This is a genomic window from Streptomyces sp. NPDC033174 (assembly GCF_055577795.1).
In genome coordinates this window covers 77,435-89,397 of record NZ_JBVIPQ010000014.1, presented here as the reverse complement: position 1 = coordinate 89,397, position 11,963 = coordinate 77,435, and the positions used below count along the sequence as shown (strand labels likewise).

Here is an 11,963-nt window from a genome sequence, read left to right as displayed (position 1 = left end):
CGGCCGCCGGACCGGGAGCACGGACGAGGTGACCCGGCTCACATGAGAGCCCCCGAGCAAAGGGGTGGGTGTAGCCAGCACCACCCGGCCCCCCGGGCGGGCCCCCCGGAAACCAGGGGGATGGCGCCATGGCCCGGAACGATCTCTCCTTCGTACGTTTCTGGGGGCCGGCGCAGTCGGCGCACAGACCCACGGACACGGGAGACCGCCATGCCACAGGCCACCGCAACGCTCACGGCGCCCACCGCCGCACCCCCGGCGCCGCCCCGGAACCCCGGCAGCGAATTCTCACCGCTGCTGCGCACCGTCAACGAGGAGGGGCTACTGGAGCGCCGCCCCGGCTGGTACGCCCGGGGCATGGCCGTCAACTTCCTCGGCCTGGCAGCCGTCGTGGCCGGCCTCGTCCTCTTCGGCCACTCCTGGTGGACGCTGCTGCTCGCCGTACCGCTGGCCCTGCTCTCCGCGCGGGTGGCCTTCGTCGGACACGACGCCGGCCACTCCCAGATCGCCGCCGACCGCCGCACCAACCGCCTCATCCAGCTCGTCCACGCCAATCTGCTGCTCGGCATGAGCCAGGAGTGGTGGAACGACAAGCACAACCGGCATCACGCCAACCCCAACCACCTCGACAAGGACCCCGACGTCGCCGCCGACATCCTCGTCTTCGCCCAGCACCAGGCAGAGGGGCGCACCGGCTTCCGCGGCTGGCTCACCCGCCACCAGGCATGGCTGTTCTTCCCGCTGACGACCCTGGAGGGCATGGCACTGAAGGTGTACGGCTTCCAGGCGCTGTTCTCCAAGGACAGCCCCTGCCGGACCCGGCGCGACCGCCTCGTCGAGGGCGCTCTGCTGTTCGCGCACGTCGCCGGCTACGCGGCGCTGCTGCTCGCCACCCTCCCGCTCGGCCACGCGGTCCTCTTCGCCCTCCTGCACCAGATGCTGCTCGGACTGCACCTCGGCATGGCGTTCGCGCCCAACCACAAGGGCATGGAGATCCCCGTCGCGGACGGTGAGCGCTGGGGCCATCTGCGCCGGCAGGTACTGACCTCCCGGAACATCCGGGGCTCCTTCCTCACCGACTGGTTCCTGGGCGGACTGAACTACCAGATCGAGCACCACCTCTTCCCGAACATGCCGCGCCCCCACCTGCGCCTCGCCCAGCCCGCCGTCCGCGCCCACTGCCGCTCGCTGGGCATCCCCTACACGGAGACCGGGCTCGTGGACTCCTACCGGCAGGCACTCGGGTACCTCCACGAGGTGGGCGAGCCGCTCCGTGCGGTCTGACGGATGGGCGGACCGGGGCCGGCGGGAGGGAACCGTCGGCCCCCGCCGGGCGTTCAAGGGAACAAGAAGCGCGGCCAGGGCCGCGAAGGAGGCACACGATGTCGACAAACGCGAAGATCGCGATCGGAGGAGTGGCCATCGGGCTGCTCCTGATCCCTCTGATCGGATTCTGGCTCTCGCTCCTGGTGGTCCTCGGCGTTCCCGCCGTGGCCTATCTGGCGCTGGACCCGAGCCAGCGCAGGCGGCTGCGCAGGGTCTCCCGCAAGCAGATCGGCCGCTGACGCGCCGCCCGCTGACGCGCCGCCCGCTGACGCGCCGCCCGCACCGACCACTGACGCGCCCGCGCCGATCGCGCTGTCCGCTTTCGCCGACGGCCGGACCTCTGGGGACGGGTCCGGTCGCCGATGCCGGTGGAGTGGCCACGGGTAGGGTCGGGGTGATCACCGGTACGGGAGAGGGGAGCTCCGCGGAATGAGCGCGAGAGTCACGACGGTCAGCAGTAACGGCACCTACAGCTTCAGCAAGCCCCATCGGGACGGCATCACGCTGCTGGCCGGGCTCGGGGTGGAAGGGGACGTCCACGCGGGCGTCACCGTGAAGCACCGCTCGCGGGTGGCCAAGGACCCCACCGCCTTGAACCTCCGGCAGGTGCACCTCATCCACGAGGAGCTGTTCGACGAGCTCGCCCTTGCCGGCTTCACCGTCAGGCCGGGTGACCTCGGAGAGAACATTTCCACGCGCGACATCGACCTCCTCGGCCTGCCGACCGGGACCATGCTGCACCTCGGAGACGAGGCAGTCGTCGAGGTCACCGGCCTGCGCAACCCGTGCGCGCAGATCGACAACTTCCAGCACGGGCTGCTCAAGCAGGTCCTCGGCCGGGACGCGTCCGGCCGGATCGTGCGCAAGGCCGGGATCATGACGATCGTGAAGACGGGCGGAGTCGTACGGCCCGGCGACGCCATCGGCATCGAGCTGCCGACCGGGCCGCACCGGCCCCTCGAAATGGTCTGAGCCCCAGCGGGCCCCGGCCCCGGTCCCGGCCGTATCGCGGTGTGCCTGTCAGGACGGGCGCACAGCGATCTCGTCCAGTGACGTGAGCAGGGCCGGCAGCCTGGGGCCCCGGGCCACCGGGAGGACCTCCCGCGGCTCGTCGTCGAGCAGGACGAACGCCATGTCGTCGGTACGGGCCACCAGGGACCAGCCGGGACCGTCGGCCCGGAGCATCCGCGCGCCGTCCGGGGCGAAGGTGGACCGCACCCGCCCGACCGGCGGCGGCTCCTCCAGATAGCCGCGCAGTTCCTTCAGTGCGCGCCGCACCCCGTCGTACGGATCCGTCCCCGCCGGCGCCGCACCGTCGTCCTGCGAGTCCGTGGCCGCCTCGGAGCCCGGACCCGAGTCCGCCTCGGCGCCGTCGTCCGTGACCTGCGCGTCGTCCGGCTCCTCGTCGAACTGGGCCCGCCACGCCGTCCACTGCAACGCGATCTCGTCCGCGCCCAGCCGCCGCTGCGCGGGCCCCCACTCACCGCCGTCCACCGGCCTGAGCAGCGGTGGATCGCCCTCCTCGGGCTCCGGGTCGTGCGGGGCCGGCAGGTCCGGCGCGGCGGTCGCCACCGCCAGGGGCCAGCCGGGCATCCCCGCCACCACGGAGCGCTCGTCGGGAGACAGGTCGTACGCCATCCCGCAGTCCCACGAGGCGATCGCCACGGCGACCAGCGACACGTCGTCGACCACGACCGTCCACCGCGCCCCGTCGCCGTCCTGGCCGAGGACCAGGCCGTAGCCCTGGGCGTACGGCTCGAGGCCCAGCGCCGCGCACGCCGCCGGATAGTCGTCGCCGAGCACGCTCGGGAACTGCGCGGGCGTCAGCAGCACGGCCGTCAGCACATACAGCGCGTCGTCCGTGCCGCCCGCGGTGTCGGCGCCGTCGTCGACGACAGCGCCGACGTCATCCGTCCCGGCCACGGCAGCCTCCCCATCCCGATCGTTCGTCGGCGCACCATAACCAGTGGGTAACCCGCACGTCGAGAGGTGGCCGGGGGGAAAGTGGTGCGCGCCGTTCCGGGTCAGGCCGCCGGCAGCCCGAGCAGGCTCCGGGCCACCTCCTGCGGGGACTGGTCGCGCTCCCGGGCGAGGGCGATGACCGCCCGGCAGGCCAGCTCGCTCACTCCGAAGGAGAGCGCCTCGGGCGACACCCACGTCACGGCCTCGTCCATCCGCTCCTGATCGTCCTCCGCGCATCCGGCGACATAGGTCGCGGCCGCTTCGAAGAGGTTGTGCTGCCGGGAGCCTTCGGCGCGCCCGGAGCCCTCCCGTCGCTCGAGGATCTTCTTCCCGTACGCGCGGAGCCCGCGCAACGTGTCGAGCATTGCGGCCCACCTTCCCCACGGGCGGCGCGCTCACCGCCGGTTCTCCCACGCTTCACCCTCCAACGTAGGGCCGGACGTCCCGGGGCAGAAGAGGGCCGGTGCGGGCGGGGCTCGGGCCGCCTGTGTCCGTCGTCGCCGTGCGCGCGAGCACGGAGCCCCGAACGCGCTCGGAACCGGCGGGTGCCCCGAGGTCGGCGAAGTCCTCGGGGAGGGGTGGCCCCTTGAAACGGCTCACGAGCCAGGACGCCGGCGCGGTACGGTCACCCCTCCCGCACGGCCACCGCGAGGAACCGGCTGTCCTCGTCAACGTACGACTCCGTCCGCCAGCCCGAACGCTCCAGCAGCGGACGGAGGTTGGCCTCCGCGCGCAGATCGTCGTCGGTGATCTGCCGGCCCTGGCGCGCGGCGAGCGCGGCGCGGCCGATGGGGTGGAAGAGCGCGAGCAGTCCGCCCGGGCGCACCACCCGGGCCAGCTCGCGCAGATTCTCCTCGGGGTGCGGCAGATGGGAGATCAGGCCCGCGCCGAACACCGCGTCCAGGGACTCCTCGCGCAGCGGCAGCCGGGCGACATCGGCGAGGAGCAGGAATCCGTGGTCGGCGCGCCCGGCCCGGACGGCCGCTTCCAGCATCGCGGGGGTCAGGTCCGCGCCGAGCACCGTGCCTTCCGGTCCCACGGCCTCGCGCAGCGCGGGCAGCGCGCGTCCGGTGCCGCATCCCGCGTCCAGTACGACGGCACCCGGGCGCAGCCCGAGCCCGGCGACGGCGGCGGCGTAGGCCGGTCCGTCGTCCGGGAAGCGGCTGTCCCAGTCCCCCGCCCGGGCACCGAAGAACTCCTGCACATGCGTGTGATCATCGGTCATGCGCCCATGATCTCTCAGGGACGGGACGGGCGTACGGTGCACACGTTCGAGCGCGGCACGATCGTTCAGGAACATTTCTTCGTCATATTCCAACAGCTTTCGAAATGCGCCCCTCGAGCGCGCCCCCATCGGGTCTAGCGTCCCTGAGCCATGGGACACCTGGACCACGCCACCTTCGGCTGGCTGACACCCGCGCTGTCGTACGCGATGGCCTGCATCGGCGCCGCCCTCGGGCTGCGCTGCACCCTGCGCGCGGTGGAGGCCACCGGCCGCTCGCGGCGCAACTGGCTGCTCACCGCCGCCTCCGCGCTCGGCACCGGGATCTGGACCATGCACTTCGTGGCCATGCTCGGCTTCGGCGTGACCGGCACAGACATCCACTACGACGTGCCCGTGACCATCCTCAGCCTGCTGGTCGCGATGCTCGTCGTCGGCGTGGGTGTCTTCGCCGTCGGATACGGCCGCGACCGGGTAAGGGCGCTGCTGCTCGGCGGGCTCACCACCGGCCTCGGCGTGGCCAGCATGCACTACCTCGGCATGGCGGCTCTGCGGCTGCACGGCCACGTGCGGTACGACCTGCTGCTCGTCGCGCTCTCGGTCGCCATCGCCGTCGTCGCGGCGACCGCCGCGCTGTGGGCCGCGCTCAACATCAAGTCGCCCGTCGCGGTCGCCGTCGCCTCGCTCGTCATGGGCGCGGCGGTCAGCAGCATGCACTACACGGGGATGTTCGCCGTCGAGGTGGAAGTGACGCCGGCCGCGGGCGCACTGCCCGGGGCCACGGCGATGCAATTCATCTTCCCCCTCGCCGTGGGCCTCGGGTCCTACCTCTTCCTCACCTCAGCGTTCGTCGCCCTGTCGCCGACGGCGGGGGAGCGCGCGGCGTACGCGTCGGCGGAACGCGACGACGAGACCCCCGAGCCCGCGGAGCCCACGGGCCCGACCGGGACGCCCGGGCCCGCCGGGGCGGTCACCGGCTCCACGGGTATCGCCTAGCGCCCCATCCCCGCGCCCACCCGCCGCCGCGTCGGCAGTCCCGCATCCGGAACGAGGAGGCCATGCGAACTCCCCGCAAGACCAGAGCCACCGGCGCACCGCCGCCGCCCTCCCAGGCGGCCACACGCGGGCGGCGCGCCCACGCCGGGCCGCCTGCCGACGAACCACGCAGCCCGGACCGGAACCGGAAGCGGACACCGGACCGGAGTTCCGAGCCGGACGTGGACCGGGGCTCCGTCGGGCGCCGACCGGCCGACGGAGGCGGACGACCACACCCGGACCCCGCCGCACCCGGACGCCCCATCTCCGGGCCCCGGCCGGCACGGTGGAGCGTGCGTCCACGCACCGTCCGCGCCAAGATCGTCTCGCTCCTGATGGTGCCTGTCGTGTCGCTGCTGGCCCTGTGGGGCTTCGCCACCGTCACCACCGCACAGGACGTGGCCCGCCTCCGGCAGCTCCAGCGCGTCGACGCCCAGATCCGCGAACCGGTGGCCGCCGCCGTCACTGCCCTCCAGGCCGAACGGCGCGCCGCCGTGCGCCAGGTCGCCGCACCCAGTTCCGGGCGCGCCGCCGAAGTCCAGCAGCAGGGTCGCCGCACCGACGCCGCCGTCGCGAGACTGGGCCTCGACAGCGGGCACACCGTCGCCGACGCGGGCGATCTGCCCAAGGAAGTGGCGGACCGCATCAGGGAATTCGTCGACCGGAGCCGGAAACTGCCGGTTCTGCGCACCTCCGTCGTCGGCGGCGGGGCCGACTGGGACACCGTCTACGACCAGTACACCGCCACCCTCACCAGCGCCTTCGGCGTGGGCGGCGCCCTCACCGGCATCCAGGACACGCAGCCCGGATCCGACGCCCGTGTGCTTCTCGAATTCTCCCGGGCCACCGAAATGCTCGCCCGCGAGGACGCCCTCCTCACCTCCGCCCATCTGGCCTCGGAGATGACCGCCGCACGCCAACGCGCGTTCACCGGGGCCGTGGAGACCCGCCGCCACCTCACCGAAAGTGCCACGGCCGACCTCCGGGGACCCGAACGCGCCGCCTGGCGCTCCCTCACCGCACAGCGCGGCTACCGCCTGCTCACCGACGCCGAGGACCGGGTCCGCACCGCAACGCCGGGCCGCAAGGCCGCCCAGAGCGTCCCGGCCAACACCTGGGACGACGCCCAGTCGACCGTACGAGGAGCCCTGCTCACCCTCGAGACGGGCGCCCGGCGCGCCGCCGCCGACCGGGCCGACCCGTTCGCGGGGGGCCTCGTCACCGCCGCGGGCGCTGCCGTACTGTGCGGTCTCGCCGCCGTCGCGGCCTCGCTCGTCATCTCCGTTCGGATCGGACGCGCCCTCGTCGTCGAACTCGTCACCCTTCGCAACACCGCCCTGGAAATCGCCCGGCACAAGCTGCCGCACGCGATGCGGCGGCTGCGCGCCGGTGAGGAGATCGACGTCCACTCGGAGGCGCCGCCCGGGTTCCCGGAGCAGGACGAGATCGGGCAGGTCGGCGAGGCGCTCACGACCGTCCACCGGGCGGCGCTCAGCGCAGCCGTCGAACGCGCCGAGCTGGCCAGCGGCATTTCCGGGGTCTTCGTCAACCTCGCCCGCCGCAGCCAGGTCCTGGTCCACCGCCAGCTCACCCTCCTCGACAGCATGGAGCGCCGCGCGGACGACCCGAACGAACTCGGCGACCTCTTCCGCCTCGACCATCTGACGACGCGGATGCGCCGCCACGCGGAGAGCCTGATCATCCTCTCCGGCGCCGCACCCGGCCGGGCCTGGCGGATGCCCGTGCCCCTGACCAATGTCGTACGCGCCGCCGTGTCCGAGATCGAGGACTATGCGCGCGTGGAGGTGCGCCACCTGCCCGAGACCGCCGTCATCGGCGCCGCCGTCGCCGACCTCACGCATCTGCTGGCCGAACTCGTCGAGAACGCGGCGCAGTTCTCCCCGCCACACACCAAGGTGCGCGTCAGCGGCGAACCCGTCGGCAACGGCTACGCCCTGGAGATCGAGGACCGGGGGCTCGGCATGGGCAGGGAAACCCTCGCCGACGCGAACCGCCGCATCGAGCAGTCGGAGGCGCTGGACCTCTTCGACAGCGACCGGCTGGGACTGTTCGTGGTCAGCAGGCTCTCCTCCCGGCACGACATCAAGGTCCACCTGCGCACCTCCCCGTACGGCGGCACCACCGCGGTCGTCCTGCTGCCGACGGCCCTGCTGCAGACCGCGCTCCCGGCGGGCCCCGGCAGGCCCGGCCGACCGGGTGAACTGCCCGGCGGACACCGGGGCGACGGCACTGTCCGTACGGAACGGACGCGGGCCCCCGCGCCCCCGGCAGGCCCCCGCCCCGTACGACCCCGGAGCGCGAGCCCCGCACCCACGGCCACCCATCCCGCCCTGGAGGCCCTCGCGGCCCCGGAGCCCCACGAGACCCCTGAGCCCCCGGGGCGGCAGCCCGCCCCCGTCACCAGCCTGCGCACGGGCGGCCGCGCCTCCCAGGACGACGGCCGCGGCCCGAGCGGCCCGAGCGCACCGAGCGCACCGAGCGCGCCGCGCGGCACGGACCGCCCGGACGGGCCCGTCGGACCGGATCCCCGTATCCCGGGCGGCTCGTCCGACGACACCGGAAGCCTGCCGCGCCGCGTGCGCCAGTCCCACCTCGTACCGCAGCTGCGCCAGGCCCCGGCGCCCCAACCGGCGGTGTACGAGCCGCCCGCCGACGACGTCGGGCGCACACCGGAACAGGCCAGGGACCGAATGAGGGCCTACCGCGACGGCTGGGCGCGGGGCGGCGGAGCGGCCCCCGGCGGGCACCGCGCCCGCTTCCGGCCGACCGGCGCCGGCGACGAACGCGGCCACCGACCCAGCAACGAGACCGGCAGCGCACCCCGCAGCGAAGGAGACGACGCATGATCGAGCACGAGAGGACCGCTCCCCACCGGTCGGGCGAACTCGACTGGCTGCTGGACGATCTCGTCCTGCGCGTCCGCGAGGTGCGTCACACGGTCGTGCTGTCCAACGACGGTCTCGCCGTGGGCGCCTCCAGCGCGCTCACCCGCGAGGACGCCGAGCACCTGGCAGCGGTGGCCTCCGGGTTCCACAGCCTCGCCAAGGGCGCGGGCCGCCACTTCCACGCCGGGGGCGTACGCCAGACGATGGTCGAGATGGACGAGGGGTTCCTGTTCGTCGCGGCCGCCGGCGACGGATCCTGCCTCGCCGTACTCAGCTCGGCCGGCGCCGACATCGGCCTCATCGCCTACGAGATGGCCCGCCTCGTCAAGCGGGTCGGCGAGCACCTGTACGCGCCGCCCCGCGTCACCACCACCCCGCCGGCCGCCGGCTGACCGGAGGCACCCATGAACGAGGACATCGGCGGCGCACCCGACCTGCCGGGCAGCCAGTGGTACGACGCCGAGGCGGGGCCGCTGGTCCGCCCGTACGCGATGACCGGCGGCCGCACCAAGCCGGGGCCCAGCAACGTACGGTTCGACCTCATCGCCCTGGTCGTCGTGGACGACAACCCGCCCGGCAGCGCCGAGGAATCGCTCCTCGGCCCGGAACACCGCGCCCTGCTGACGCTGTGCCGCGCCGAAACCCAGTCCGTGGCGGAACTCGCCGCCGACGCCGATCTGCCCGTGGGAGTCGTCCGGGTTCTGCTCGGGGACCTCCTGGAATCCGGGTACGTCAAGGTCAGCCGTCCCGTACCGCCCGCGCAACTGCCCGACGAGAAGATCCTGAGGGAGGTGATCGACGGCCTCAGAGCGCTGTGACGGGTCAGTTTGGCGCTCTACGGATCAGTCCGCCGTTCCCGACTCCGCCCGGTCCAGCTCCTCGTCGAGGGCCATCGCGGCGGTGATGAGCGCCACATGCGTGAACGCCTGCGGGAAGTTGCCCAGTTGCTCTCCGGTGGGGCCGATCTCCTCGGCGAACAGCCCGACGTGGTTGGCGTAGGTGAGCATCTTGTCGAAGGCGTAACGGGCCGCCTCCAGGCGGCCGGCCCGGGCCAGCGCCCCCACGTACAGAAAGCTGCAGAAGGAGAAGGTGCCCTCGTCACCCCGCAGCCCGTCGGACGACGCGGCCGGGTCGTAACGGTGCACAAGGCTGTCCGAGACCAGTTCGGCCTCCATGGCGTCCAGCGTCGACAGCCAGCGGCGGTCCTTCGGCGAGAGGAACCCGACCGTCGGCATGAGCAGCAGCGAGGCGTCCAGGACCTCGCTCCCGTAGTGCTGGACGAACGCCTCGCGCCGGGTGCTGTACCCCCGCTCCATCACCTGGTGGAAGATCGCGTCCCGCGCCGCGGTCCAGCCGGCGACGTCGGCCGGGCGGGCCAGTTCCATGGCCAGCCGGATGCCCCGGTCGAAGGCCGTCCAGCACATCAGCCGGCTGTACGTGAAGTCCTGACGGCCGCCGCGGGTCTCCCAGATTCCCTCGTCGGGCCGGTCCCATGTGAGGGCGAGCCAGTCGAGCAGGGCGCTCAGGTTCTGCCAGCCGTCGTATCCGGCCACCTGGGCGAGGTCGCGCGCATGGGTGAGGGCGAAGACCACTTCGCCATAGATGTCGAGCTGCAACTGGTCGGCGGCGTCATTGCCGAGCCGCACGGGCGCCGAACCGCGGTACCCCTCCAGATGGCCGAGGACCTCCTCGGCGAGGTGCGGGTCGCCGTCCACCCGGTACATGATCTGCAGGGGCTCGCCCGTCACCGTCCGCCCCGCCTGCACCCGCGCACCGAGCCACCGCCGGAAGGCGGCCGCCTCCTCGTGGAACCCCAGGTCGAGCAGCGCCTTCACCGAAAGGGAGGCGTCCCGCAACCAGGTATAGCGGTAGTCCCAGTTGCGTTCACCGCCGACCTGCTCCGGCAGGCCCATGGTGACGGCGGCCACGGGGGCGCCCGTGGGCGCGTAGGTCATCAGCTTGAGGGTGATCGCCGAGCGGTTGACCATCTGTTGCCAGCGCCCCCGGTACCGGCTCTGGCGCAGCCACCGGTGCCAGTAGCCGTAGGTGGAGCGGAACTCCCGGCGGATGCCGGCCTCGGTGAGCGGCGCGGGTGGCTCGGATGGTTCGGCTCCGGCTTCGTACACAGTGAGGACGGCCGCCGCCAGCTCCCCCTGGCCGAGTCGCACGGTGGCCTCGACGTCCTTCCCGTCACGTTGCAACGTCACCGGTCCGCCCACCTGGAGGACGGCGGTGCGTCCCGGCCCCGCGAAGTGTGCCGCGTCCTGCTCCAGTACGAGCTGGTGTGTGCCGCGCCCGTAGTCGAACCGGGGCCGGCAGGCGAGCCGGAAGCCGACCGTGCCACGGGTCACGCGCATGACGCGGACGACGCGCACGGCGTGGGGCCGTTCCGCGGGCGCTTCGGCGTCACCCGACGGCATGGCGTCGCCCAGCGGCATGAAGTCGACGACCTCGCCGACTCCCTCGTCCGTCATGAAGCGCGTGACCAGGACGGCGGTGTCTGCCAGGTACAGCTGCCGTGTGGTGGCGTCGGGCGCCTGTGGCGTGATCGCGAAGTGACCGCCCCGGTCGTGGTCGAGCAGCCCGGCGAACAGGCTGGGGGAGTCGAACCGGGGAGCGCAGAGCCAGTTGAGCACGCCCTCCGAGGTGACCAGGGCCGCGGTGTGCAGATCGCCGATGAGCCCGTGGTCCGCGATCGGTGGATGGCGACGCATGGGGTCCCTTCACACTGTGACGCCACTTGCCCGCGCTCCCTGCCCGCCGTTCGGTCCGTTCGGTCCGTACGGCGACTCAGGGGCGCAGCAGGGCGCAGACGAAGTCCTCCTGGACGCTCCGTACCTTCGCCAGCAGCTCCGGCTTGAGGGTCTGGTTCACCTGAGTGGTCAGCGAGAACGTCAGGGAGCGCCGGCCGTCCGGCGTCGGCCACCGCGAGCTGCGTGTGTAGCCGGGCGTGTTACCGGTGTGTCCGTACACGACCCCGCACCGGGTGGTGTAGCGGAACAGCGCCAGGCCCACGGCGTTGCTTCCGGGACCGGCGGGCTCGGAGGCCCCGGCGATCCACGTCCGCTGCTGCTGCCGGGTATGCGGCGACAGCAGCGTGCCGCCCGCGTACGCGCGGATGAAGGACGTCAGGTCCCTCGCGGTGGAGACCACTCCGCCGGACGCCCACACACCCGACATGCCCACCGCCGTGCTGACGTCCTCCGGCGGCTCGCCCGGCTCGGTGGCATAGCCGTGCAGATACGGCTCGGGGAGCCGGAAGCCCTGCGGCAGGCTCGTGTTCCGCAGCCCCAGCGGGCGGTACACCATGGTCCGCAGCAGCTCCTCGTACGGGCGGCCCGTCGCCGCGGCCAGCAGGGCGCCGGTGAACATCCGAAGCCGACGCGTACGGGAGAGGGAGCGCGGGACACGATGACGGAGCATGCGGGTGTTCCTCCTGAGGACTTCGCCGCGAGCCGGGCCGGGGGGCCGGGCCCACGCTCAGCATCAGGCGCCCGCGACGCCCGCGCCCG

The 11,963-nt window shown here is 73.1% G+C and carries 11 protein-coding genes and 1 pseudogene; 7 read left to right on the top strand and 5 right to left on the bottom strand.

Annotation, left to right across the window (positions count from 1 at the left end; all coding sequences use genetic code 11):
- Positions 1–210: 210 nt before the first annotated feature.
- The 3 genes from ACZ5VC_RS31650 to ACZ5VC_RS31640 all read left to right on the top strand — a co-directional run bounded on the left by ACZ5VC_RS31650 (position 211) and on the right by ACZ5VC_RS31640 (position 2,298).
- Complete coding sequence (locus tag ACZ5VC_RS31650; RefSeq protein WP_469123411.1) at positions 211–1,284, top strand: fatty acid desaturase family protein; 1,074 nt, start codon at positions 211–213, stop codon at positions 1,282–1,284.
- A gap of 98 nt (positions 1,285–1,382) precedes the next feature.
- Positions 1,383–1,565 carry a hypothetical protein gene (locus ACZ5VC_RS31645; protein ID WP_468713370.1) on the top strand — a complete coding sequence of 61 codons (183 nt, stop codon included), beginning with the start codon at positions 1,383–1,385 and terminating at the stop codon, positions 1,563–1,565.
- A 190-nt stretch (positions 1,566–1,755) separates the two neighbouring features.
- Positions 1,756–2,298, top strand: coding sequence for an MOSC domain-containing protein (locus ACZ5VC_RS31640; RefSeq protein WP_469123410.1), 543 nt, complete (start codon positions 1,756–1,758; stop codon positions 2,296–2,298).
- 48 nt (positions 2,299–2,346) lie between these two features.
- On the opposite strand, the gene ACZ5VC_RS31635 is transcribed toward ACZ5VC_RS31640, so the two are convergent.
- From ACZ5VC_RS31635 to ACZ5VC_RS31625, 3 genes are all read right to left on the bottom strand, one after another.
- Entirely contained in the window at positions 2,347–3,249 is a 903-nt protein-coding gene (locus ACZ5VC_RS31635) for a hypothetical protein (protein ID WP_469123409.1), read from the bottom strand.
- Between the two features lie 101 nt (positions 3,250–3,350).
- Positions 3,351–3,653 carry a hypothetical protein gene (locus tag ACZ5VC_RS31630; protein WP_469123408.1) on the bottom strand — a complete coding sequence of 101 codons (303 nt, stop codon included), beginning with the start codon at positions 3,651–3,653 and terminating at the stop codon, positions 3,351–3,353.
- 260 nt (positions 3,654–3,913) lie between these two features.
- A complete protein-coding gene (locus tag ACZ5VC_RS31625) occupies positions 3,914–4,513 on the bottom strand; it encodes a class I SAM-dependent methyltransferase (RefSeq protein WP_469123407.1) in 600 nt (199 codons plus the stop codon).
- A 150-nt stretch (positions 4,514–4,663) separates the two neighbouring features.
- Between ACZ5VC_RS31625 and ACZ5VC_RS31620 the strand changes: the two genes are divergently transcribed.
- From ACZ5VC_RS31620 to ACZ5VC_RS31605, 4 genes are all read left to right on the top strand, one after another.
- Positions 4,664–5,506 (top strand): MHYT domain-containing protein, encoded by an 843-nt coding sequence (locus ACZ5VC_RS31620; RefSeq protein ID WP_469123406.1) that lies wholly within the window; start codon positions 4,664–4,666, stop codon positions 5,504–5,506.
- Between the two features lie 62 nt (positions 5,507–5,568).
- Positions 5,569–8,412 (top strand): sensor histidine kinase, encoded by a 2,844-nt coding sequence (locus ACZ5VC_RS31615; RefSeq protein WP_469123405.1) that lies wholly within the window; start codon positions 5,569–5,571, stop codon positions 8,410–8,412.
- The gene (locus ACZ5VC_RS31610) at positions 8,409–8,843 is read left to right on the top strand and encodes a roadblock/LC7 domain-containing protein (protein WP_469123404.1); all 435 of its coding nucleotides are present in this window, start codon (positions 8,409–8,411) and stop codon (positions 8,841–8,843) included. Before ACZ5VC_RS31615 ends, ACZ5VC_RS31610 begins: the two co-directional genes overlap by 4 nt.
- Before the next feature lie 12 nt (positions 8,844–8,855).
- A complete protein-coding gene (locus tag ACZ5VC_RS31605) occupies positions 8,856–9,269 on the top strand; it encodes a DUF742 domain-containing protein (RefSeq protein WP_469123403.1) in 414 nt (137 codons plus the stop codon).
- A 24-nt stretch (positions 9,270–9,293) separates the two neighbouring features.
- Here ACZ5VC_RS31605 and ACZ5VC_RS31600 read toward each other — a convergent pair whose 3' ends face one another.
- Entirely contained in the window at positions 9,294–11,165 is a 1,872-nt protein-coding gene (locus ACZ5VC_RS31600; RefSeq protein WP_469123402.1) for a glycoside hydrolase family 15 protein, read from the bottom strand.
- Positions 11,166–11,241: 76 nt separating this feature from the next.
- Positions 11,242–11,811: pseudogene (locus ACZ5VC_RS31595) on the bottom strand (serine hydrolase domain-containing protein); the annotation flags it as partial.
- Positions 11,812–11,963 lie beyond the last annotated feature (152 nt).

What these genes read in the sequence shown, in the direction of transcription:
- ACZ5VC_RS31600 (WP_469123402.1), bottom strand. Translation starts at nt 11,165, where the DNA reads ATGCGTCGCCATCCACCGATCGCGGACCACGGGCTCATCGGCGATCTG.
- ACZ5VC_RS31610 (WP_469123404.1), top strand. Translation starts at nt 8,409, where the DNA reads ATGATCGAGCACGAGAGGACCGCTCCCCACCGGTCGGGCGAACTCGAC.
- ACZ5VC_RS31615 (WP_469123405.1), top strand. Translation starts at nt 5,569, where the DNA reads ATGCGAACTCCCCGCAAGACCAGAGCCACCGGCGCACCGCCGCCGCCC.
- ACZ5VC_RS31650 (WP_469123411.1), top strand. Translation starts at nt 211, where the DNA reads ATGCCACAGGCCACCGCAACGCTCACGGCGCCCACCGCCGCACCCCCG.
- ACZ5VC_RS31605 (WP_469123403.1), top strand. Translation starts at nt 8,856, where the DNA reads ATGAACGAGGACATCGGCGGCGCACCCGACCTGCCGGGCAGCCAGTGG.
- ACZ5VC_RS31640 (WP_469123410.1), top strand. Translation starts at nt 1,756, where the DNA reads ATGAGCGCGAGAGTCACGACGGTCAGCAGTAACGGCACCTACAGCTTC.
- ACZ5VC_RS31625 (WP_469123407.1), bottom strand. Translation starts at nt 4,513, where the DNA reads ATGACCGATGATCACACGCATGTGCAGGAGTTCTTCGGTGCCCGGGCG.
- ACZ5VC_RS31620 (WP_469123406.1), top strand. Translation starts at nt 4,664, where the DNA reads ATGGGACACCTGGACCACGCCACCTTCGGCTGGCTGACACCCGCGCTG.
- ACZ5VC_RS31630 (WP_469123408.1), bottom strand. Translation starts at nt 3,653, where the DNA reads ATGCTCGACACGTTGCGCGGGCTCCGCGCGTACGGGAAGAAGATCCTC.
- ACZ5VC_RS31645 (WP_468713370.1), top strand. Translation starts at nt 1,383, where the DNA reads ATGTCGACAAACGCGAAGATCGCGATCGGAGGAGTGGCCATCGGGCTG.